We start from the raw sequence: 23,730 nt of genomic DNA, 5'->3' as shown, positions 1-23,730 counted from the left end.
GACAAAAATGAAACGGACAAAATCTATACATCACGCCTCGTTCCGCAAAAGCTGGAGCGCGCGCCATCTGACTCCTGTCGCCCTGGCAGTTACCGCAGTGTTTATGCTCGCGGGCTGTGAAAAGAGTGACGAAACGGTTTCGCTTTATCAGAACGCTGACGACTGCTCTGCAGCGAATCCAGGTAAAAGCGCCGAATGTACTACCGCGTTTAACAATGCGCTGAAAGAAGCTGAACGTACCGCGCCAAAATACGCCACTCGTGAAGACTGTATCGCTGAATTCGGCGAAGGCCAGTGCCAGCAGGCTCCTGCGCAAGCAGGTATGGCGCCGACCGGTGAAGGTCAGGCTCAGGCGCAGAATCAAAGCAGCGGCAGCTTCTGGATGCCACTGATGGCAGGCTACATGATGGGCCGACTGATGGGTGGCGGAATGGGCGCTCAGCAACCGCTGTTTAGCTCGAAAAACCCAGCCAGCCCGGCTTACGGCAAATACACAGATGCCAGCGGTAAAAACTACGGCGCAGCAACGCCGGGTCGCACCATGACCGTACCGAAAACCGCTATGGCACCGAAACCAGCCACCACCTCTACCGTAACCCGCGGCGGATTTGGTGAGTCTGTGGCCAAACAGAGCACCATGCAGCGTAGCGCAAGCGGCACCACCACACGTTCAATGGGTGGCTGATCGTCATGGAAAGAGTCAGTATTGTTGAGCGCCCGGACTGGCGCGATAAAGCCACCGAATACGGTTTTAATTTTCACACTATGTACGGCGAGCCGTACTGGTGTGAAGACGCGTACTACAAACTCACCCTTGCTCAGGTTGAAAAGCTGGAAGAGGTCACCGCAGAGCTGCATCAAATGTGCCTCAAAGTGGTGGAAAAGGTCATTGCCAGCGATGAGCTGATGACCAAGTTTCGCATTCCGAAGCATACCTGGGGTTTTGTCCGCCAGTCCTGGCTGACACAGCAACCGTCGCTCTATTCACGTCTCGATCTGGCGTGGGATGGAACCGGTGAACCCAAACTGCTGGAAAATAACGCTGATACGCCAACCTCGCTGTACGAAGCCGCGTTTTTCCAGTGGATCTGGCTGGAAGATCAGCTCAATGCGGGCAACCTGCCGGAAGGCAGCGATCAGTTCAACAGTCTGCAGGAAAAGCTTATCGAGCGTTTCACCGAGCTGCGTGAACAGTATGGTTTTCAACTGCTACATCTGACCTGCTGTCGTGATACGGTGGAAGATCGCGGTACGATCCAGTATCTGCAGGATTGCGCGGCCGAAGCTGAGATCGCTACAGAATTCCTCTATGTAGAAGATATTGGTCTTGGTGAAAAAGGCCAATTCACCGATATGCAGGATCAGGTGATCGCTAACCTGTTCAAGCTCTATCCGTGGGAATTCATGCTGCGTGAAATGTTCTCCACCAAGCTGGAAGACGCTGGCGTTCGCTGGCTGGAACCCGCCTGGAAGAGCATTATTTCCAATAAAGCACTGTTACCGCTGTTATGGGAAATGTTCCCGAATCATCCGAACCTGCTGCCAGCGTATTTCGCCGAAGACGACTACCCACAGATGGATAAATTCGTTGTCAAACCGATCTTCTCGCGCGAGGGAGCTAACGTCTCCATCATTGAGAACGGTAAAACGATCGAATCTGTGGAAGGACCGTACGGTGAAGAAGGCATGATCGTGCAGCAGTTCCATCAGCTACCGAAGTTTGGCGACAGCTATATGCTGATTGGCAGTTGGCTGATCAACGATCAACCCGCAGGGATCGGCATTCGTGAAGACCGCGCGTTGATCACGCAGGATCTGTCACGTTTCTATCCGCATATTTTTGTCGAATGATTGAGAGTGCCGGGTGGCGGCTCCGCCTTACCCGGCCTACGGCACGAACTTAATGCCCGATAAGCGTAGCGCCATCGGGTGTTCATCACCCAACCTGCACCGACAACATACTTAAACTTCCCATCTCGATACCATCTACAGGGATCGTAACAGACTCTTTACCATCCCATGCCCCGAGAACATACAGCAGCGGCAGATAGTGATCTGGCGTCGGGTTCGACAACGATCCACCTTCATGATCGAGATAGTTCACCAGCGGGTGCTGCTCAACCGGTCCCTGCCATGTCAGGTGAGCCTTAACATAATCATTGAATGAGGTTGCCCACGGATATGGCGTGTTCTCACCGTGCCAACGCGCAGTACGCAGGTTATGCACCACGTTACCACTGGCCACCAGCATAATACCCTCATCACGCAGTGCCGCCAGCTTGCGGCCCATCTCAAAATGCCAGGCCGCCGGTTTTGTACTATCGATGCTTAACTGCACCATCGGGATGTCGGCATTCGGGTACATCTTGATCAGTACGCCCCATGAACCGTGGTCAAAACCCCACGCCTCTTTGTCTAACGCGACGGGTACAGGAGCAAGTAAATCAACCAGGTGCTGCGCCAGTTCTGGCGAGCCCGGAGCCGGGTAATGGGTGTCATACAGCGCTTGCGGAAAACCGCCAAAATCGTGGATCGTTTTAGGCGCTTCCATCGCTGTCACACCCGTTCCACGGGTGAACCAGTGTGCCGAGACCACCACAATGGCTTTCGGACGCGGCAACGTTTCCCCCAGTTGCTGCCAGGCACGGGTATAAACGTTATCTTCCAGAACATTCATCGGGCTACCGTGGCCCAAAAACAATGCTGGCATACGAGTTGAAGACATGATGATATCCTTACTGAGGGAGTCATTTTGATACCATTACAATACGCTTATTCGGTTGATGAAGAACTCAGATAACCATGATGAAGATCATCAGTTATTTTGACGATCTAGTCCGGAAAGCAGATTGATAAGGAGTTTTATTTGTCGATGTCAGTACCTTTACTTCTGACTTTACTGGCAGGTGCCGCCACGTTTATCGGCGCATTTCTCGGCGTGTTAGGGCAAAAGCCTTCCAACCGCGTTCTCGCCTTTTCTTTAGGCTTCGCTGCCGGGATTATGCTACTGATCTCTCTAATGGAAATGCTACCTGCTGCGCTGGCCGCTGAAGGCATGTCGCCAGTGCTGGGCTACGGAATGTTTATCGTCGGCTTGCTGGGCTACTTTGGCCTGGACCGTCTATTGCCGCACGCGCACCCTCAGGATCTGGTACAAAAAACAACGCAGCCTCTACCCGGATCCATTAAACGCACCGCGATTTTATTAACGCTCGGCATCAGCCTGCACAATTTTCCGGAAGGGATTGCGACGTTTGTTACCGCCAGCAGCAACCTCGAGCTGGGCTTTGGTATTGCGCTTGCCGTCGCATTACACAATATTCCTGAAGGATTAGCCGTTGCAGGTCCGGTCTATGCAGCAACGGGCTCCAAACGTACGGCGATATTCTGGGCCGGGATCTCGGGCATGGCAGAAATACTGGGCGGCGTACTGGCGTGGTTAATTCTGGGGAGTCTCATCTCGCCTGTGGTGATGGCGGCAATAATGGCGGCAGTCGCGGGTATTATGGTGGCGCTGTCAGTCGATGAATTGATGCCACTGGCAAAAGAGATCGACCCAAATAATAATCCCAGCTATGGGGTCCTGTGCGGAATGTCGGTGATGGGGTTAAGTCTCGTCATCCTCCAGTCCATGGGAATCGGATAATCCAGAGGGCGGATGCCACCCTGCTATTTTACAGCATCCGCTCATCCATAGCAGAACGTGAAGGACTATTCCTGTTCCTTAATCACGCTGTTATCTTCACCAGAACGTCGGAAGAGTTTGTTTCGCGCCTCAAGCAATGCGTCTCTGTCTTGTCGGAATGCCCGACAATAACGCTTCATATGGCAATAATAACCCAATGCAACGAGTGCAATTAATACGATCCAATACCAGGCAATAAACATTCTTTTACCCTTAACATTTAACATCATTAAACATTTAACGTTAAAATTTTACATAAACTTATTCTGACATACCCCTATAGTGGCATATTTCAGAAACAAATATATGATTTCGATCATATAAACCAGCAGCTATACCAATAGCTAAAACAGTTATAAAAAAATAAAACTCTGTCGACGAGATCACACTAAGCAATAATAAACATTGTCCTTAAAATACCTCACTCATACTATCCAGAAAACAATAAAAATTAGATTTTGTAGAATAATACACTTCATCAATATTTATATACCCACAATAAAAGTGACATCAGTAGTACCATTTTCATTTTTAGCCATATCGTAAAAACATAATATATTCAGTGAAATTATATTTAAAGTTAATATAAGGAGATATATCCATGTTTAGACAATACCGAAAAACACTTCTCGCTGGCACACTCGCACTGACGTTTGGATTAACCGCTGGAAATTCGTTTGCCGCAGGTTTTCAACCCGCTCAACCTGCGGGAAAACTGGGGGCAATAGTGGTTGACCCATATGGAAACGCCCCGCTTACCGCACTGGTTGAATTAGATAGTCACGTTATTTCAGATGTCAAAGTCACCGTTCATGGTAAAGGTGAAAAAGGGATTCCTGTGACATATGCCGTGGGCAAAGAGTCACTCGCTACCTACGATGGCATACCTATTTTTGGCCTTTATCAAAAGTTTGCCAATAAGGTCACCGTTGAATATAAAGAAAATGGCAAAGCCATGAAGGATGATTATGTGGTGCAAACGTCCGCCATCGTTAATCACTACATGGATAACCGTTCTATTTCCGATTTACAGCAAACGAAAGTTATTAAGGTAGCGCCTGGCTTTGAAGACCGTCTCTATCTGGTGAATACCCATACTTTCACCCCACAGGGGGCAGAATTCCACTGGCATGGGGAAAAAGACAAAAATGCCGGCATCCTGGATGCAGGTCCAGCCGGTGGCGCATTACCTTTTGATATCGCACCCTTTACCTTTGTCGTCGATACGGAAGGTGAATATCGTTGGTGGCTGGATCAAGATGCCTTTTACGATGGCCATGACATGGATATCAATAAGCGCGGTTACTTGATGGGTATCCGGGAAACGCCGCGCGGCACCTTCACAGCCGTTCAGGGTCAGCATTGGTACGAATTCGATATGATGGGGCAGATTCTGGCCGATCATAAGCTACCGCGCGGCTTCCTCGACGCGTCGCATGAATCGATCGAAACAATCAACGACACCGTGTTGCTTCGCGTGGGCAAACGCGATTATCGCAAAGAAGATGGCATCCATGTGCAAACCATCCGCGATCAGATAATTGAAGTAGACAAGTCCGGTCGTGTGGTTGATGTGTGGGATCTGACAAAGATACTCGATCCGATGCGTGATGCGCTTTTGGGTGCACTGGACGCAGGTGCGGTATGCGTCAACGTTGACCTCGCTCATGCCGGTCAACAGGCGAAACTGGAGCCAGATACTCCTTACGGTGACGCCCTCGGAGTGGGGGCTGGTCGTAACTGGGCGCACGTTAACTCCATTGCCTATGATGCCAAAGATGACTCCATTATTATCTCTTCCCGCCATCAGGGTGTTGTCAAAATCGGTCGCGATAAACAGGTGAAGTGGATTCTGGCACCGTCGAAAGGCTGGAATAAGGCGCTGGCAAGCAAGCTGTTAAAACCGGTTGATGATAAGGGCAACGCGCTAAAATGTGACGAAAACGGTAAGTGCGAGAATACTGATTTCGATTTTACCTACACCCAACACACCGCATGGCTCTCGAGCAAAGGGACATTAACCATCTTTGACAACGGCGATGGTCGTGGGCTCGAACAACCGGCATTGCCGACGATGAAATATTCCCGTTTCGTCGAATATAAAGTTGACGAGAAAAAAGGAACCGTTCAGCAAATTTGGGAATACGGAAAAGAACGCGGCTACGATTTCTATAGTCCCATCACCTCGGTTATCGAATATCAGAAAGACCGTGACACCATGTTTGGCTTTGGTGGCTCAATTAATTTATTTGACGTTGGACAACCAACCATCGGCAAGATCAACGAAATTGATTATAAGACCAAAGAAGTCAAAGTTGAGATTGATGTTCTTTCAGATAAGCCGAACCAAACGCACTACCGTGCATTACTGGTCCGCCCACAACACATGTTTAAATAATCGCGTTAGATTAAGGATTAATTATGTCATCTAAATGGATTACTTCATTATTTAAAAGCGTGATATTAACCGCCGCACTTGCCTCGTCGTTTGCCGCCTCCGCTTTTACAGAAGGCACTGATTATATGGTTTTAGAGAAACCGATTCCTAATGCTGATAAGACGTTAATAAAAGTATTCAGCTACGCCTGTCCGTTCTGTTACAAATATGATAAAGCCGTGACTGGCCCGGTTTCTGAAAAAGTTGCCGATCTCGTCACCTTCACACCATTTCATCTGGAAACCAAAGGGGAATATGGTAAACAGGCCAGTGAAGTTTTTGCAGTAATGATTGCTAAAGATCAGGCAGCAGGGATTTCATTATTTGATGCCAAATCACAGTTCAAAAAAGCGAAATTCGCTTATTACGCTGCTTACCACGACAAGAAAGAGCGCTGGTCAGATGGTAAAGATCCGGCCGCATTCATTAAAACAGGCCTGGATGCTGCAGGCATGAGCCAGGCAGATTTTGACGCCGCGCTGCAAGATCCCACCGTTCAGCAAACGCTGGAGAAATGGAAAGCGGCATACGACGTCGCCAAAATTCAGGGGGTTCCGGCTTACGTCGTTAACGGTAAATACCTGATCTACACCAAGAGTATCAAATCCATTGACTCCATGGCTGAGCTTGTCAGAGAGCTGGCAACAAAATAAACAGGGACGAGGCTATGGTTTTCATAAAAGGATTGTGGCGGGACTTACGTACCACGCCGGTTGATACGCTGGTGAGATGGCAGGAACGGCGCTTTCTGTGGCTACTGATGGCCTGCGCGATGGGCGGGTTAATAATATTGGCCCACTCGTTTTTCCAAATCTATCTCTATATGGCCCCCTGCGAGCAGTGTGTCTACATTCGCTTTGCCATGTTTGTGATGGTTTTCGGTGGATTGATCGCGGCAATAAACCCTAAAAATGTTGTTCTGAAGCTTATTGGCTGCATTGCGGCATTTTACGGCAGCATCATGGGCATTAAGTTCTCGCTCAAACTCAATGATATTCATCATGCGGTACATAGCCCGGATTCGCTGTTTGGCGTCCAGGGGTGTTCCACCGATCCGACATTCCCTTTCAATTTGCCGCTGGCAAACTGGGCTCCGGAGTGGTTTAAACCCACTGGAGATTGCGGCTATGATGCCCCCATAGTGCCTGATGGCGTGGCACTCAGCAGTACGCAAAAGTGGTTTATCGATCTATACCAACAGTCTGAAGGCTGGTATCTGCTTCCACCGTGGCAATTTATGAACATGGCGCAGGCATGCCTGCTAGCCTTTGGCTTATGTTTATTGCTGTTGGTGATAATGAGCGGCGCATGGGCATTGAAACTGGCCAGGGCCAAATAACCTGAATGGAAAAACCAAAGCAGAAGTCTGTATTCAGATTTCTGCTTTTTTTACGATGGTTATACAATCCTATCGCTGGATTCCCTTCGGTTCAAATCATACAAAACGCAAATTATTTGGCGCAAACAATAATAAATCAATATTTATATATTCTGATTTGCAGAAAAAAACCTCATCTAAATCACAGTTTTACAATAACCACCTTAGAGTCAACACCACGAAAAATAATAATAAAACACCATTCATTCTCTCATCAAATGCAATGCAAATTGCAACATCGAAATATATATACACCAAACTTAATCAATACCGGGTCAAATTCTGAATATCACGCAAAAACAAAATATCCTGGTGATATAATATTTTAAAAAACCTATTATTTCGACTTAAGCATAAAGGATATTGTATATTACTAAAGGAATGATTGTATGAAACTAGGCAAAGAAACGTTATTAGCCGTGGCTATCGCCACATTAACTACCACCAGTGCCTTCGCCGATGTTGACGGTGGTAGCGGCAAAATAACCTTCACGGGTACCATTATTAATGCCCCTTGCGCCATTGAACCTGACGATATTGACAAGCAGGTTGAGCTGGGTGAAGTTCCTGCCAGCTATATCAATACTAACGGACATTCTGATGCGGTTGACTCCAGCCTTCACTTAGTCAATTGCGATCTGCCACACTCAAATAATGGCAGCGATGTACCTGTGTCCAAAGTTGATGTCACATTTAACAGTGACAGCGTTACAGCTGAAGATACCAGCCTGCTTAGCAATACTTTTGCCAGTGGTGCAACAAATGTTGGCGTACGCCTTCTGGACAAAACAAGCACGAAGATTACTCTGGGGACCGCAAAAACCATTGATCTAAGTGCAGGATCAGCGACTCAAATCCTTCCATTCCAAGCCTATATGGAAAAAATTGGCGCAACGGATGTCACCGTGGGCGCTGTCGCCGCGACGGCAACCTACAGACTTACCTATAAGTAGTCACATAATGGTGGCCGGATGGCCACCCTATAACACTTGCAACGCTTGGGTATAGGTAAGGATTGCCATGAATACCTGCAAGGTCGTGGCCTATGGATGTGGGCTACTGTTGTCATTTTCCACTCTGGCCGTCGAATTCAACCTGAATGTACTGGATAAATCCATGCGTAGCAGTGTGGATCTCTCACTACTAAAAGATGATCTCTCAATTGCCCCTGGGAACTACTTTGTCACAATTGCTGTGAATAAAAACCAAATCTCCTCTGGCCGCCAACTGAGCTGGGGGAAAAAAGGTGAAGGTGTTGCAGTCTGTATTCCTACCGATCTTGCCGAGCAATTGGGGTTAAAAGAGAAAATTTTACGTTCCCTGCCAATGCAGAACAATTGCGTAGATTTCACCGCATACGCCGACATTGCGTTTACGCTAGACATTGCGAATCAACACCTGGATATTAGTATTCCGCAAGTATTAATGGCATGGAAATCAGAGAGCTGGATGCCGCCATCCACCTGGGATCACGGCGTAAATGGCTTGCTCTTCGACTACAACTTATTTGCCAGCACTTATCGCCCCGATCAGGGCGCAAGTACAGAAAATATAAACTCATACGGTACTTCGGGCCTGAATATGGGCGCATGGCGCTTACGTAGCGATTACCAGGTAAGCCAAAATCGCAACGACGAAAACACTCAAACAACACGGAGCATTTCGCGAACCTATCTTTTTCGCCCACTCCCTTCACTGGGTGCCAAACTCACGCTGGGCGAGACGGATTTAAGTTCCAATATCTTCGACGGTTTTTCCTATAATGGCGCTGCACTGGCAAGCGACGATCGCATGCTGCCGTGGGAATTACGTGGCTATGCCCCACAAATCAGCGGTATCGCACAAACCAATGCGACCGTCACCGTCAGCCACTCCGGTCGCGTTATTTATCAAACAAAGGTTGCCCCTGGCCCCTTTGTCATTACCGATCTCAACCAATCGGTACAGGGTACGCTAGATGTTAAAATCACCGAGGAAGATGGCAGAACCAATACATTTCAGGTTTCTGCAGCATCCACGCCCTTCTTGACCCGCGAGGGGCAGGTCCGTTACAAAATCGCGGCAGGCCGTGCACGTCCGGACATCTCGCATCATGTGATCGATGAGACCTTTGCCAGTGGAGAAGCCTCGTGGGGAATATTGTCCAATACCTCGCTGTATGGCGGGATCCTCGCAGGAGGCAGCGATTATCGCTCTGCGGCACTCGGCATTGGGCAGAATATGCTATGGCTGGGCGCACTTTCATTTGACGTTACACGTGCCAGCAGCACTTTCGATGATGGTCATCAAGAAAACGGTCTCAGTTACCGACTGAACTACAGCAAACGCTTTGATGCGACAAACAGCCAGATTTCACTTGCGGCATATCGTTTCTCCGAACGTGAATTTCATAGCTATGCCAACTTTATCGCCCATCAGTACAACAATGCTGATACGCAGGACGAAAAGCAGACCGTAAGCATCGCCTTCAACCAGCCGATCGATCCTTTGCGGATGAATTTGTACGTCAGCGCACTACGCCAGCAATGGTGGGATGGCGACAGCTCTACTACCGCATCCGTAACTGCCGGATTTAATTTCGATATCGGTGACTGGAAAGGTTTATCGCTATCGACATCCTTCAGCACAACGCATTACGAAGAGAGTGATAACGATAAGCAGATTTACGTTTCGTTCTCCGTTCCCTTCGACTTTGGTCGGCGGTTGAATTACGACATGCGCAATAGCAGCAACACCACTAACACTCTCTCATGGAATGATTCCTCCGATCCCCGTAATACCTGGGGCGTTTCCGCAGGAACCGCCACCGACAAGCCAGATAACGGCGCGCAATTCAGGGGCAACTACCAGCATACTACCCCTGCGGGCGAACTACAGTTCTCCGGAAGCTATGCTGCCAGCGACTACACCTCTGTCAGCGCCAGTTGGAGCGGTTCAATGACAGCCACGGGCAAAGGTATTGCCTTGCATCGTCGCAGTTTTGGTAATGAACCTCGAGTTATGATCGGTACAGATGGCGTGGCCGATATACCTGTTCAGGGAGATAGCAATCGCACCAACCGCCTCGGCTATGCGGTTGTACCGATGATATCCAGTTATCAACCCTCAACCATCGCCGTCAACATGAACGATCTCCCTGACGGCGTTACCGTTGATGAAACGATCACCCGCCAAACCTGGACGGAAGGAGCTATCGGTTACAAAGCGCTGATATCCCGTGCAGGCAAAAATATTACCGTCGCCATCAGAATGGAAAATGGAGACTACCCGCCACTTGGCGCGATCGTTCGGCATATTGCCAGCAATACCGAAGTAGGAATGGTCAGTGAAGAAGGTCATGCCTGGCTTGGTGGTGTCGACAGTGGGCAACACTTTACAGTTCAATGGGGTGATAAAAAGACATGCACCTTCGCATTACCAGACACATTGGATATCACCACGCAAAACCTTATTTTACCTTGTCATTAATTAAGGATGAAAAATGACATTATTTAAAAAATTGCCAATAGTACTACTCGCCTTATCACTCACCTCTCAGGCGGCAATTCAACCTGACAGAACGCGGATAATATTTAACGGCAACGAAAAGGCCAGCAGCCTGAAAATCGAAAACCAAAGCAAGCAGCTGCCCTATCTGGCCTATTCATGGATTGAAGATGAAAAAGGTAATAAGGACGACACCTTTCTGGTTGCCCTGCCTCCAATCCAACGCTTAAATCCCAGCGCAATTTCACAAGTGAGGATCGTTAAGCAGGATAAAGCTCGCTCACTACCTCAGGATCGGGAAACGCTGTTCTATTTTAATGTCCGTGAAATTCCGCCTGCGCCAGAAAATAAGGGAAGCAATGCCATTGTGCAGATGGCCCTGCAATCTCGATTGAAATTGTTCTGGCGTCCAGCGGCTTTGAAGAAAAAGCCGGGTACTGAAGTTGAACTTCAGCTCAAAGTTAGCCAACAGGGAAATACGCTGTTGGTTAATAATCCTACCGCCTACTACATTACGTTGGCTTTTTTTGGCAAAGACAGCAAAAGCCAATTGTCAGGCTTTAGCAGTAAGATGATTGCCCCTTTTTCCTCTGTCACATTAAATGCCGGCGGTTATAACGGAAATGCGTTCGCACTAGGATATATGGATGATTATGGCGGACTGCGCATGCTGAACGTGAAATGCCATGGTCAATGCGATCTTATCGTGCCGGAGGCCAGAAAATGATCCGCACGCTACGGTTATTTCTGCTGTTAATATTCATCGTGCTCCCTTTTCGTTCAGCGCTGGCGGTTCACTGCTATCTGGGAGCCACCGGAGGTCCTGTTGAAGGTTATACCGCTATCGAGCCGTTTGCAGTCCCTAACAACGCCAAACCCGGGGACAAAATCTGGGAAAGCAACGATATAAAAATCCCCGTCTACTGCGATAACGCAACCTCCGAAAATGCTTATAGCAGCGAAAACGTCTACGCATGGGTCAACCCCTACACCTCAGTCAATGATACCTATTATCAACTGGGCGTCACCTATGAAGGCGTTGATTATGACGCCACGCAAGGTGCGGTCAATATTGATACACATCAGTGCATTGATAATCAGAAGCTTAAGATCTATACCCCCGCGCAAATCAAAGCCAGCGGTTGGGAACATTATCTCTGTTCAGGTAATGCAGAAGATACGCACTATTCAAGAACGTTTATTGCCCGCATGCGCCTGTACGTAAAAGTGATTTCGATGCCCCCCCACGACTACGCCAGTAGCATCGGTGATTATATTCTTGTGCAGTTTGATGGTGTTGGTGGTATCAACGTCAGCCCGGATGCCGCTAACCTGAAATATCATGTCACTGGATTAGATCAAATTCGAGTACTGGACTGTAGCGTAAAATTCAACATTTATCCGGAAAATCAGACCATTGACTTTGGCACCTTTAATAATATGGAAATCAATGCCAAAACCATGACCAAAAGTTTCTCCATCAAGACTATAAAGAATTTAAATGCAGACAGTGGATGTACTGATACATTCAAAGTTTCATCTTCATTCTATACTACTGAAGAATTAGCAGAAGATGATACTTCACTGAGAATAGGGAATGGCTTGCAATTAAAAATCCGTAATATGGAAGATAATACACTCTCCACCTACAACGCGTACGCAGAGTATGCCGAATTTGATACGGAATTATTGACCAGAGAGAAAAGTTATCAAGCAGAGTTAAGTCAAGTCGCTGGCGAGGCCGTTCAGACCGGACCATTTGAAACGGTAGTGTTATTTAAAATTAACTACAACTAAACAAAAAAAGCCGATGGCATTGCATCGGCTTTTCTTCACCATGGCACTGTACGATTAGCTGGCTTTGCGCTCGTGCGCCTGACGGTAAGCCACCAGGTCTTCGATAGTCACCACCGCCATATTATGCTTGCCGGCAAATTCGATGCACTCTGGCGCTCGCGCCATGGTGCCATCGTCGTTGGTCAGTTCGCACAGCACGCCTGCCGGTTTAAACCCTGCCAGCGTCATCAGGTCGATGGTCGCTTCAGTATGACCACCACGGGTCAACACGCCGCCAGCCTGAGCACGCAGCGGGAAAACGTGCCCCGGACGGTTAAGATCGGAAGGTTTGGCGCCATCCTTAATTGCCGCACGCACCGTAGTCACACGGTCCGCAGCGGAAACACCGGTGGTCACGCCCTCTGCTGCTTCAATGGTCACGGTAAAACCGGTGCCGTAAGCGCTGGTATTATTTTCCACCATCATTGGCAGATCGAGCTGTTTGCGTCGGTCTTCAGTGATGCACAGGCATACAATACCGCTACCGTGACGGATGGTCAGCGCCATCTGTTCTACGGTCATGGTCTCTGCCGGGAAAATCATATCGCCTTCGTTTTCGCGATCTTCATCGTCAAGCACCATCACACCGCGTCCTTCACGCAGCGCAGACAGCGCATGTTCAACACGTTCGAAAGCCGTACCAAAAGAGGAAAGTAGCGTCTGATTCATGGTAAAAAAACCTCACTAAAATTATGGTTACCAGAATCAGGGCAGTCTTAGGAGTACCGTCTAAGCGGCAAAAAAATAACGTGAGCGGGTCCATGCCCGACTGGATCGTTACTCTCTCCCATCCGGACTCTAACCGTCGGCCCCGGAATTACACCGGATCTGCTGACCTTTTTGCCGTAACAAAAAGCGCTCGCGGGCTTTCAACATCAGTTGATTTACCGCCGGTGGGGAATTTCGCCCCGCCCTGAGAATAAGCGGGTTAACTATAACGCTATTGATTACCTTCATCAACGCCTTTACTCGTCTTAGCTTCACACAATTCTGGTTTATGCCTGTGCCAGTTCGCACTACAATAGGCAGCAACACGTACCAGTTCAGGGAAACCACAATGATTGACCCGAAAAAAATTGAGCAGATTGCTCGTCAGGTTCACGAGTCGATGCCGAAAGGGATCCGCGAGTTTGGCGAAGACGTCGAGAAGAAAATTCGTCAAACGCTGCAGTCACAGCTGACCCGTCTGGATCTGGTAAGCCGTGAAGAATTCGATGTACAGACTCAGGTTTTATTGCGCACACGTGAAAAGCTGGCGCTGCTTGAGCAACGTCTGACTGAGCTGGAATCGCGTGAAAAAACGGCAGAAGTTAAACCTGCCCCCGCGATCCCGTCAGTCGATCCGCAAGAGTAAAACGACAACGGGCCGCAAGGCCCGTTTTTCTGTTAGTGTTCCAGTTCTAGCTTCCTGGCTTCCGTCGCCTGCTGGCAGTACAGCGCATAGCGTTTGCAAAACCAGCTTCGATGTTCTTCATCCATGTTCCCGGTTATCGCCTGGATATCAACGGGATGGCCCTCAGCCTGCATTCTGGCAAAACTACGGGCCAGGAAATCGAAATTGTTCATTGAATACATATTGCTGTTCATGAGCATACCCTCCAGTTATTGAATATCTGCTAAGGCCATATGCTTTTTCTAATTTCAGTATTTCCCTGGATACGAAGTTATTCTGTACATATTGTGCGCAAAAAAACCGCCTGCTTCACAGTTTCCTACGAAATCTAAGAGGGGGATGAGCCCCTTTTCGGATTAAAGACCAGGGTAACGCATGTTATTGTAACGTCATGTAAAAGTAAGAGGTAAAACCATTACTTTTGACACGGACAGGGAACGCAGTAACAGGAGGAAACAACTTGGCATTATTCACGGATTACAACAGCCCCTACCTGTTTGCTATTTCATTTGTACTGTTGATTGGCCTACTGGAAATCATCTCTCTTATTTTTGGCCATTTTCTTTCAGGTGCGCTTGATGCTCACCTCGAACATTACGATGCCCTGACTTCCGGCAATATCGGCCAGGCGCTTCACTATCTCAATATCGGGCGGATCCCGGCACTGATCGTGCTGTGTTTACTCGCTGGCTTCTTTGGACTCTTCGGTATCCTCCTTCAGCATGGCTGGGTCACGCTGTGGCAAGCACCGCTCAGCAACCTGCTGCTTGCTCCGGTGAGTTTTATTCTTGCCGTCTTCGCCGTGCATTACAGCGGAAAAATCATTGCTCCCTGGCTGCCGCGGGATGAAACCACCGCCCTCGCTGAAGATGAATTTATCGGCAGCATGGCGATTATTACCGGACATTCCGCAAGTGCCGGAACCCCCTGCGAAGGCAAATTTACCGATAAGTTCGGGCAGACTCACTATGTGCTGCTGGAGCCTGAAGCGGGCAAAGAATTCAAAAAAGGAGACAAGGTGCTGATTATCTGCCGACTCTCCGCAACGCGTTACCTGGCCGAGCTAAACCCCTGGCCGACTGTTTTATAATTTTATACAGAGGGATCTTATAGATGGATGATGTTTTTGGCATGTTACCTTCATGGATGTTTACCGCCATTGTGGCGGTGGTCGTCTTAGTAATTATCGGGATTATTTTTGCCCGCCTGTATCGCCGCGCATCTGCTGAACAGGCGTTTGTGCGTACCGGCCTTGGTGGACAAAAAGTGGTAATGAGCGGCGGCGCAATTGTCATGCCTATCTTCCACGAAATTATTCCTATCAACATGAACACCCTCAAACTTGAGGTGAGCCGTTCAACTGTCGACAGTCTCATCACCAAAGACCGTATGCGCGTGGATGTCGTCGTCGCCTTTTTCGTGCGTGTAAAACCGTCTGTTGAAGGGATTGCTACCGCCGCACAGACGCTGGGACAGCGGACGCTGTCACCAGAGGATTTACGTGTGCTAATAGAAGATAAGTTTGTTGATGCCCTACGTGCCACTGCGTCGCAGATGACCATGCATGAACTGCAGGATACGCGTGAAAACTTCGTTCAGGGCGTACAAAATACCGTCGCGGAAGACCTGTCCAAAAACGGCCTGGAACTGGAGAGCGTTTCACTCACCAACTTTAACCAGACCGAAAAAGTCCATTTCAACCCGAATAACGCCTTTGATGCCGAGGGTCTGACCAAGCTGACCCAGGAAACAGAACGCCGTCGTCGCGAACGTAACGAAGTCGAGCAGGACGTAGAAGTTGCCGTTCGTGAGAAAAACCGTGATGCGCTGGCACGCAAGCTGGAAATCGAACAGCAGGAAGCCTTCATGACGCTCGAGCAGGAGCAGCAGGTGAAGACCCGCACGGCCGAGCAAAACGCCAAAATTGCCGCCTTCGAAGCCGAACGTCATCGTGAAGCTGAGCAGACGCGCATTCTTGCTGAACGCCAGATTCAGGAAACAGAAATCGAGCGTGAACAGGCGGTGCGTTCCAGAAAAGTCGAGGCCGAGCGTGAAGTTCGCATTAAAGAAATCGAACAACAGCAGGTAACGGAGATCGCCAACCAGACCAAGTCCATCGCTATTGCCGCCAAGTCTGAACAGCAGTCTCAGGCTGAAGCACGCGCTAACGATGCGCTAGCCGAAGCGGTTCGCGCCCAGCAGAACGTAGAAACCACCCGCCAGACCGCAGAAGCGGATCGTGCCAAACAGGTGGCGTTGATTGCCGCAGCGCAGGATGCAGAAACCCAGGCGGTTGAACTGACCGTCCGGGCAAAAGCGGAAAAAGAAGCTGCAGAATTGCAGGCGGCAGCAATTGTTGAACTGGCCGAAGCCACGCGGAAAAAAGGTCTGGCGGAAGCCGAAGCCCAGCGTGCGCTGAACGATGCCATCAACGTGCTTTCCGACGAACAGACCAGTCTGAAATTTAAGCTGGCCCTGCTGCAGTCCCTGCCAGCAGTCATTGAGAAATCCGTTGAGCCAATGAAGTCTATCGATGGGATCAAGATTATCCAGGTTGATGGTCTGAATCGTGGCGGCGCCGTCGGTGAAGTGACCGCAGGTAACGTAACCGGAGGGAATCTGGCTGAGCAGGCATTATCCGCCGCCCTTGCCTATCGTACACAAGCGCCGCTGATTGACTCGCTGTTAAATGAAATTGGTTTGTCCGGCGGTTCGCTGTCGGCACTGGCCGATCCGCTGAAAAACAGTCCACAGCCTGTTGAGAAAACGACTGAAGAATAAGAAACAGAAATGCCGGATGGCAACGCTTACGCGTTTTATCCGGCCTACAACCTCGTAGGCCGGGCACCGCCATCCGACAAACATTCCAATTGTTATTTATCGCTGTCTTTCTGGATCTTCTTGATGATATTGGTCGTTGAGCAGCCATCTTCGAAGTTCAGCACCAGCACTTCACCGCCGTTCGCCCATACCTCTTTGCTGCCCGCAATATCTTCTGGCTTATAGTCACCGCCTTTGACCAGCAGATCCGGCAGGATGCCGGCGATCAGACGCTGCGGTGTATCTTCTTCAAAAGAGACCACCCAGTCGACGGATTCCAGCGCGCCCAGCACGATCATGCGCTGTTCCAGCGGGTTGACCGGACGCGTTTCGCCTTTCAGACGTTTGGTCGACGCATCGCTGTTTACCGCCACGATCAGGCGATCGCCCAGCTTGCGCGCATTTGCCAGATAGGAAACGTGGCCCGCATGCAGGATGTCAAACACGCCGTTAGTCATCACCACTTTCTCACCGCGCTTGCGGGCGCTGGCAACGGCCTGTTTCAGCTCAGATTCGCTCATCACGCCAAAACCAGTATCAGCCCGACCACGCACCGCGTTTTCCAGTTCAATCGGAGAAACGGTGGAGGTTCCCAGTTTACCAACCACAACACCGGCTGCAGCGTTGGCAAAATAGCACGCCTCTTCCAGTGTGTTACCCGCCGCCAGCGTCGCCGCCAGCACGCCGATTACCGTATCGCCCGCACCGGTCACGTCATACACTTCCTGCGCCTGCGTCGGCATATGCAGTGGCGATTTGCCCGGTTGCAGCAACGTCATCCCCTGTTCTGAACGGGTAATCAGCAGTGCGGAAAGGTCGAAATCAGCAATCAATTTCATGCCGCGCTCAACCAGTTCATCTTCGCTTTTGCATTTACCCACTACCGCTTCAAACTCAGACAGGTTGGGCGTTAGCAGCGTTGCGCCGCGGTAACGTTCAAAATCGGTCCCTTTCGGATCGATAAGTACCGGCACGCCAGCCTTACGCGCCAACGCAATCATCTGCTGCACGCTTGCCAGCGCGCCTTTGGCGTAGTCGGAAAGCACCAGAGCGCCAATAGAACCCAGCGCCTGATTAATACGCTCGTGCAGCGGCTGCGGATCCACGCCTTCAAAACCTTCTTCAAAATCCAGACGAATCAACTGCTGGTTGCGGGAAAGCACGCGCAGTTTGGTGATTGTCGGATGCGTCGGCACGGAAACGAAGTCGCATTTTACGTTCACATCCGCCAGCGTTTTGCTCAGCGCACGCGCCGCGTCGTCGATACCGGTCAAACCCACCAGACGGGAATTTGCGCCCAGAGAGGCAATGTTCATCGCCACGTTTGCTGCGCCACCGGGACGTTCTTCGATGGTATCGACCTTCACCACCGGAACCGGCGCTTCAGGTGAAATACGGCTGGTAGGGCCGTACCAGTAGCGATCCAACATCACATCACCGACAACCATGACTCCTGCACGTTCAAACTCTGGCAGCGTTACTTTCATTCCTGTCTCCTGAGAGATTCTCTGAGGGTCTTAAAATTTGCGCGCGATAATAGCACACTTCACTCGGCAACCAGCCACTTCTGCCAGCTGTCACGCACCAGTGTACGTTCAGCGTCAAAGTGCTCCAGCGCCACATGGCCCGGAAGTTCCTGCAACGCAAGATGGTGAAGTTCATCACGCAACGTCGTATAAGCACGGGTAAGCGCCAGCGCTTCCTGCTCGTCCATAATGTCGTTTTGCGCCAGTAATTCCAGAATGCGCACATTATCCGACCAGCGCGTCAGCTTCGGTTTTTCATGCGCATAGCGCAACACCAGATACTGCGTAATAAACTCAATGTCTGTGATGCCACCTTCATCCGCTTTAATATCAAAACGATCCCGATGCTTATTGCCCAAATGGGCGCGCATTTTCTCACGCATTTCACGCACGTCGGTCTGCAAGGTTTTCCCATCACGGACGAGGGTCATGATATCGCGACGAATCGCATCAAACTGAGAGGTCAACTGCGGGTCGCCATATACCACACGAGCACGCACCAGCGCCTGATGCTCCCATGTCCAGGCTTCGTTGCGCTGGTAATCGTCGAAAGCGTCGGTTGATGTCACCAGCATTCCCGCCGCGCCGGATGGACGCAGCCGCGCATCCACTTCGTACAAAATACCGGACGAGGTACGGGTGCTGAAAAGGTGCATAATGCGCTGCGACAGACGCAGATAGAACTGTCGCCCATCAATCTCACGTTCACCGTCCGTCATCACGTCCATCGGGCAATCATGCAGGAAGATCAAATCAAGATCCGAACTGTAACCCAGTTCCCAGCCGCCCAGTTTGCCATAGCCGACGACGGCAAAACCGCGCCCCTCACGTTCGCCAAGATGGGTAGGTTGCCCGTAGCGAGCAACCATCTGCGTCCACGCCTGCTGGACTACCGCATCAATAATCGCTTCCGCCAGCCAGGTTAAATGGTCGCTCACCTTCATCACCGGCAGCGTGCCGGCGATATCAGCCGCGGCAATACGCAGTAGCTGCGTTTGCTTAAACTGGCGCAGTGCCTCCAGTTGCTGCTCTTCGTCATCTTCCGGCACGCGCAGCAAATACTGGCGCAGCTCATCACGGTAGGCGTCCGTCGCGGTAGGTTGATACAGGGTATTCGGATCCAACAGTTCATCGAGCAACAACGGATACCGCGCCAGCTGGCTGGCGACCATCGGCGAGGCCGCACAGAGCGAAATCAAATGCTTCAGCGCCCCGGGGAATTCGCTCAGCAGTTCCAGATAGGTCGTGCGAGTCACAATACCCACCAGCAGCGGTGTAATGCGTGACAGCGGGACTGAGGCGTCGTCACGCGTACAGACATCGCTCAGCAGATGCGGCATTAAATGATCCAGCACCTGGCGTCCACGCGGGCCAATGGTGCGTTTATCCAGCTCTTTGCGGAAATCAGCAATCAGAGACAGCACGCGCCGCCGATCTTCATCCGCCAGATGCGTCAGCACTGGCGTGGTGTCATCTTCCTGTAAGGCGTCCTGCCACAATTCGCGCCACTGTTCTGAGAGCGACTCTTCCTGGGTTTCGGCCTCGTCATCGCCAATCAGCTCGTTAAATACCCGGCGTACGTTGTCCATATGATTGGTCAGCACATCGGTTAACTGCTGCCAGTCATCAACGTTCATCCCCCACGCTAGCCGCGCGCGATTCAGTTCATCACCCGGCAGCGTCTGGGTCTGCTCATCATTGATACTTTGCAGCAGGTTTTCCAGGCGGCGTAAATAGAGATAGGCTGCGCGCAGTTGTTCCGCGTCGGTATCAGAAAGCAAGTGCAGCGCATTGATGGCGCTAAGCGTCGGTAACAGCGAGCGGGATTGCAGCGATGGCTCGCGCCCACCGCGAATCAGCTGGAATACCTGCACGATAAATTCGATTTCACGAATGCCGCCCGCCCCCAGCTTGATGTTGTCTTTCAGGCCACGACGGCGTACTTCACGCGCAATCATCCCTTTCATGTTACGCAGCGACTGGATCACGCTGAAATCAATATAGCGACGGAAGACAAAAGGCCTCAGCATGGCACGAAGCTCGCTGACGTATGTGCCGTCGGCTTCGCCCATAATGCGGGCTTTAACCATCGCATAGCGTTCCCAGTCGCGCCCTTGTTCCTGGTAATAATCCTCCAGCGCGGAGAAGCTCAGCACCAGCGGGCCGCTGTCGCCAAATGGGCGTAAACGCATATCCACCCGATAGACAAACCCATCCATTGTGGGCTGATCCAGCACTTTGATAAGCCGCTGGCCCATACGGGTAAAGAACTGCGCGTTATCCAGCTCGCGGCGCCCACCCTGTGTGCTGCCGTGTTCCGGCCAGGCAAAAATCAGGTCGATATCGGAGGAAAAATTCAGCTCGCCGCCGCCGAGTTTCCCCATGCCTAAAATCAGCAGCGGCTGCGCCACACCTTCAGGATTACACGGCGTACCCCATTCGCGACAGCAGGCTGCGTACAACCAGTCGCGCGCGGCGACGATCAACGTTTCAGCCAGATGACTTAGCTGCTGCAAAATACTCTCTTCGGTCACCAGCGACAGCGTCTGTGCCCAGGCGATACGCACCATAATGCGACGGCGAAACAGGCGTAACTCACGCATCAGTGTGTTTTCGTCACTAACGTCAGCCAATGCTTGCTGTAACCAGTTGGCATAGTGTTGCCATTCATCCGCCAGGGGTGGAGTGCTTTCCAGCTCAGCCAGCCATTCGGGATGGGCAATAATGCTGTCACGGACAAAATCACTGAATGTAAGTACTGACTTCGTCTGAACGCTAAGCGAGGACTCAGATATTGCTGCTGGCAGCCGCTCAACAACGGTCGGCCAGTACTGCTGTAACGGTGAAGAGAGCTGCTTCATTTACGGGTTATCCTTTGAATGGTGCCGGATGCGTCTTTTCGCCTTATCCGACCTACATGACAGTTACACACATCGCGTAGGCCTGATAAGCGCAGCGCCATCAGGCATCCCGGCCTCGGCCCTGATTATCGTTTTCCGCTGTGCAGCCAGAACGGTTCCAGTGCAATCGCCTCGTTACGGAAGTGTTCAATTTCAATATATTGGTTGGCCGCAATGGCGCGACGTAAGCCCTGCCAAGTAGCGATCCATTCCGATGCGACATTTTCGTCGTAGTATCCCGCCAGCATCAGCATGCTATCAATGTTGCGCGTCAAACGTGGAAGCTGATCGGCGTACTGATCGCCCAACGGCTGCGCAAAAGCGGTTTTCAACTCAGCGGCATGGCGTGAAAGATGGGTATCAGAGAAGCGCTTAAAGGAGTCGGCAATTTTGCCCTGCGCCTTCGCATCCAGGAACGGCTGCCATCCTTTGGTCACCAGCCATTCGGTCAGCGCCAGCTTGGCCATTGCCGTTTGCGTACTGTAAACCGCCGAAATAGCAGAAACGTCCGACGCAATGATCGCTTCCGATTGGGTCAGCAAATCACGTAAGTGAGCGCTCGCTTTTCGTGGCACATTACCGCCAAACAACATCAGAATGTGACGCACCAGACCCATTGCCGCCAGCACCTCGGCTTTCGCCCCTTTCACGCCGCGTACCCACAGCTCTTCGTGGTACTGCCACTGTGATAATGCCAGCTCCAGCGCCGCTTCCAGCCCCTGCTCAATGCTCGCCTTCGCCGGAACCTTCAAAATCCGCGTCGGTTTGAGTTCGCGCAGCGCATTCCCCTGGGCCAAATGATAACCGCGCGCGGCTTTGCTCAAACTGCCCTGGCGTAAACCGGTTTGCGAAACCAGCTGGTTTGCCAGCTTCAGTACCGCACGGGTATCGCCGCTTAGCAGTTCAAGTTCAAGCTCACAGATAGGTTCTGCAAACTCGCCCGCTTTCACTTCCCCCACATCGAGGGCCATTTCAATCCGGCTGCCATCAACATCAACCAACCATTTCTCACGGAAAAAATCGGTGCTGAACAACGGCTGCACTTGAGAAGCAAGTTCAGCGGGCAGTTTGCCACCAGGCCAGACTTCCGTTGGGAACAAGGCGAGATCCAGCTCAGGCGCGTCCAGCGCAACGTTAAATTCCGGTCGCTGATGCAGGCCGCCCGTCACGCGTCCGGCAATTTTCATGGTCATTTCGTAATGACCGTTTTCACCGCGAATACGCAGCCCCATATCGTGACCACGCAACCACGCATCCGGCGTTTCGTAGTAAATATTCAGCAACTGGCTGGGCGCATGATGCTCTCCCCCCAGCGTATTCAGACGTTCACGTAGCGCATCGACAGCGTCACTATTAACGATAAATTTTAATTCGATTTCCTGGGCCATGGTCTTGTACTTATGGGTTATGTCACAGTTGAGAAAACTGACTGCGAACTAAGTTCGTTCTTTATGGTCAGTAGATAGTATTTTGCGCCAAATTGCCATGCAACGAGCAATTTGACGGGCGTAAAAGTTTCGAGTGGTGGCAAAAAGGACACAGATGATTCCGATTGATGTCGAATGCTTTGCGTAGAGACACTGATGCCACTACTATCGTTCCACTTTCTATGACAATAACGACAGCCTGATGCCAAAATTACGCCTGATTGGATTAACTTTACTCGCACTTAGCGCCACTGCAGTCTCTCATGCCGAAGAAAAGCGCTATGTCTCTGACGAACTGAACACCTGGGTCCGCAGCGGTCCGGGAGATAATTATCGCCTCGTGGGTACGGTTAACGCCGGCGAGGAAGTCACGCTATTACAGACTGATGCCAACACCAACTACGCCCAGGTGAAAGACAGCACCGGACGTACCGCCTGGATCCCACTGAAAGAGCTGAACAGTACGCCGAGCCTGCGTACCCGCGTTCCCGACCTGGAAAACCAGGTTAAGATCTTGACCGATAAGCTCAATAATATCGATACCACATGGAATCAGCGTACCGCCGACATGCAGCAAAAGGTAGCGCAGAGCGACAGCGTGATTGACGGGCTGAAACAAGAAAACCAGAAGCTGAAGAACGAACTTATCGTGGCGCAAAAGAAGGTGAGCGCAGCCAACCTTCAGCTTGATGACAAGCAGCGTACTATCATCATGCAATGGTTTATGTATGGCGGCGGCGTGCTGGGTCTTGGTCTGCTGCTCGGTCTGGTTCTGCCACACATGATCCCAAGCCGTAAACGCAAAGATCGCTGGATGAACTGAATCGCCTTCTCCGCCACAC

20 protein-coding genes and 1 riboswitch are annotated in these 23,730 nt (G+C 50.7%); of the genes, 14 read left to right on the top strand and 6 right to left on the bottom strand.

Features of this window, described 5'->3' with window-relative positions; genetic code table 11:
- Window positions 1-7: 7 nt before the first annotated feature.
- Both OGX66_RS14555 and OGX66_RS14550 read left to right on the top strand, forming a co-directional pair.
- Window positions 8-685 carry a DUF1190 family protein gene (locus tag OGX66_RS14555; protein ID WP_003024591.1) on the top strand — a complete coding sequence of 226 codons (678 nt, stop codon included), beginning with the start codon at window positions 8-10 and terminating at the stop codon, window positions 683-685.
- A gap of 5 nt (window positions 686-690) precedes the next feature.
- Entirely contained in the window at window positions 691-1,851 is a 1,161-nt protein-coding gene (locus OGX66_RS14550) for a glutathionylspermidine synthase family protein (RefSeq protein ID WP_003024594.1), read from the top strand.
- 85 nt (window positions 1,852-1,936) lie between these two features.
- Here the strand turns inward: OGX66_RS14550 and ygiD are convergent, their stop codons facing one another.
- A complete protein-coding gene (gene ygiD, locus OGX66_RS14545) occupies window positions 1,937-2,725 on the bottom strand; it encodes a 4,5-DOPA-extradiol-dioxygenase (protein ID WP_049002555.1) in 789 nt (262 codons plus the stop codon).
- Window positions 2,726-2,872: 147 nt separating this feature from the next.
- On the opposite strand from ygiD, the gene zupT reads away from it, so the two are divergent.
- The 8 genes from zupT (at window position 2,873) to OGX66_RS14500 (ending at window position 12,783) form a co-directional block, all read left to right on the top strand.
- Window positions 2,873-3,646 carry a zinc transporter ZupT gene (gene zupT, locus OGX66_RS14540; protein ID WP_003024600.1) on the top strand — a complete coding sequence of 258 codons (774 nt, stop codon included), beginning with the start codon at window positions 2,873-2,875 and terminating at the stop codon, window positions 3,644-3,646.
- A gap of 640 nt (window positions 3,647-4,286) precedes the next feature.
- Complete coding sequence (gene assT, locus OGX66_RS14530; protein ID WP_003846309.1) at window positions 4,287-6,083, top strand: arylsulfate sulfotransferase AssT; 1,797 nt, start codon at window positions 4,287-4,289, stop codon at window positions 6,081-6,083.
- A 23-nt stretch (window positions 6,084-6,106) separates the two neighbouring features.
- Window positions 6,107-6,775 carry a thiol:disulfide interchange protein DsbA/DsbL gene (locus tag OGX66_RS14525; RefSeq protein WP_003838133.1) on the top strand — a complete coding sequence of 223 codons (669 nt, stop codon included), beginning with the start codon at window positions 6,107-6,109 and terminating at the stop codon, window positions 6,773-6,775.
- A gap of 14 nt (window positions 6,776-6,789) precedes the next feature.
- Window positions 6,790-7,461, top strand: coding sequence for a protein-disulfide oxidoreductase DsbI (dsbI, locus tag OGX66_RS14520; RefSeq protein WP_003838131.1), 672 nt, complete (start codon window positions 6,790-6,792; stop codon window positions 7,459-7,461).
- Between the two features lie 428 nt (window positions 7,462-7,889).
- Window positions 7,890-8,453, top strand: a complete 564-nt coding sequence (locus OGX66_RS14515) for a fimbrial protein (RefSeq protein WP_044713712.1) — start codon at window positions 7,890-7,892, stop codon at window positions 8,451-8,453.
- 67 nt (window positions 8,454-8,520) lie between these two features.
- The gene (locus OGX66_RS14510) at window positions 8,521-10,968 is read left to right on the top strand and encodes a fimbria/pilus outer membrane usher protein (RefSeq protein WP_136345803.1); all 2,448 of its coding nucleotides are present in this window, start codon (window positions 8,521-8,523) and stop codon (window positions 10,966-10,968) included.
- Window positions 10,969-10,981: 13 nt separating this feature from the next.
- Window positions 10,982-11,713, top strand: coding sequence for a fimbrial biogenesis chaperone (locus OGX66_RS14505; protein WP_048232810.1), 732 nt, complete (start codon window positions 10,982-10,984; stop codon window positions 11,711-11,713).
- Window positions 11,710-12,783, top strand: coding sequence for a fimbrial protein (locus OGX66_RS14500; protein ID WP_057102040.1), 1,074 nt, complete (start codon window positions 11,710-11,712; stop codon window positions 12,781-12,783). The genes OGX66_RS14505 and OGX66_RS14500 overlap by 4 nt, the downstream gene beginning before the upstream one ends.
- Window positions 12,784-12,837: 54 nt before the next feature.
- Here the strand turns inward: OGX66_RS14500 and ribB are convergent, their stop codons facing one another.
- Window positions 12,838-13,491, bottom strand: coding sequence for a 3,4-dihydroxy-2-butanone-4-phosphate synthase (gene ribB, locus OGX66_RS14495; RefSeq protein WP_003838130.1), 654 nt, complete (start codon window positions 13,489-13,491; stop codon window positions 12,838-12,840).
- Window positions 13,492-13,597: 106 nt separating this feature from the next.
- A riboswitch (FMN riboswitch) is annotated at window positions 13,598-13,747 on the bottom strand.
- 132 nt (window positions 13,748-13,879) lie between these two features.
- Between ribB and ubiK the strand changes: the two genes are divergently transcribed.
- Window positions 13,880-14,176 carry a ubiquinone biosynthesis accessory factor UbiK gene (gene ubiK, locus OGX66_RS14490; RefSeq protein ID WP_003024618.1) on the top strand — a complete coding sequence of 99 codons (297 nt, stop codon included), beginning with the start codon at window positions 13,880-13,882 and terminating at the stop codon, window positions 14,174-14,176.
- A gap of 32 nt (window positions 14,177-14,208) precedes the next feature.
- Here the strand turns inward: ubiK and glgS are convergent, their stop codons facing one another.
- Window positions 14,209-14,415, bottom strand: a complete 207-nt coding sequence (gene glgS / locus OGX66_RS14485) for a cell surface composition regulator GlgS (RefSeq protein ID WP_019077704.1) — start codon at window positions 14,413-14,415, stop codon at window positions 14,209-14,211.
- A 260-nt stretch (window positions 14,416-14,675) separates the two neighbouring features.
- Between glgS and OGX66_RS14480 the strand changes: the two genes are divergently transcribed.
- Together OGX66_RS14480 and OGX66_RS14475 are read left to right on the top strand one after the other, a co-directional pair.
- Window positions 14,676-15,305 carry an OB-fold-containig protein gene (locus OGX66_RS14480; RefSeq protein WP_044713705.1) on the top strand — a complete coding sequence of 210 codons (630 nt, stop codon included), beginning with the start codon at window positions 14,676-14,678 and terminating at the stop codon, window positions 15,303-15,305.
- A gap of 23 nt (window positions 15,306-15,328) precedes the next feature.
- The gene (locus OGX66_RS14475; RefSeq protein ID WP_003838127.1) at window positions 15,329-16,996 is read left to right on the top strand and encodes a flotillin family protein; all 1,668 of its coding nucleotides are present in this window, start codon (window positions 15,329-15,331) and stop codon (window positions 16,994-16,996) included.
- A 92-nt stretch (window positions 16,997-17,088) separates the two neighbouring features.
- On the opposite strand, the gene hldE is transcribed toward OGX66_RS14475, so the two are convergent.
- From hldE to OGX66_RS14460, 3 genes are all read right to left on the bottom strand, one after another.
- Entirely contained in the window at window positions 17,089-18,522 is a 1,434-nt protein-coding gene (hldE, locus tag OGX66_RS14470; protein ID WP_003838125.1) for a bifunctional D-glycero-beta-D-manno-heptose-7-phosphate kinase/D-glycero-beta-D-manno-heptose 1-phosphate adenylyltransferase HldE, read from the bottom strand.
- 59 nt (window positions 18,523-18,581) lie between these two features.
- A complete protein-coding gene (gene glnE, locus OGX66_RS14465) occupies window positions 18,582-21,422 on the bottom strand; it encodes a bifunctional [glutamate--ammonia ligase]-adenylyl-L-tyrosine phosphorylase/[glutamate--ammonia-ligase] adenylyltransferase (RefSeq protein WP_086550483.1) in 2,841 nt (946 codons plus the stop codon).
- A gap of 125 nt (window positions 21,423-21,547) precedes the next feature.
- Window positions 21,548-22,849 (bottom strand): CYTH domain-containing protein, encoded by a 1,302-nt coding sequence (locus tag OGX66_RS14460; RefSeq protein WP_032950135.1) that lies wholly within the window; start codon window positions 22,847-22,849, stop codon window positions 21,548-21,550.
- A 241-nt stretch (window positions 22,850-23,090) separates the two neighbouring features.
- On the opposite strand from OGX66_RS14460, the gene OGX66_RS14455 reads away from it, so the two are divergent.
- On the top strand, window positions 23,091-23,711 hold the full coding sequence (locus OGX66_RS14455; protein WP_003024650.1) for a TIGR04211 family SH3 domain-containing protein: 621 nt from the start codon (window positions 23,091-23,093) through the stop codon (window positions 23,709-23,711).
- Window positions 23,712-23,730: the final 19 nt, after the last annotated feature.

It is taken from the genome of Citrobacter sp. Cf072 (assembly GCF_030334485.1).
GTDB classification, from domain to species: domain Bacteria; phylum Pseudomonadota; class Gammaproteobacteria; order Enterobacterales; family Enterobacteriaceae; genus Citrobacter; species Citrobacter freundii.
This window is presented reverse-complemented; position numbering and strand designations above follow the sequence as displayed.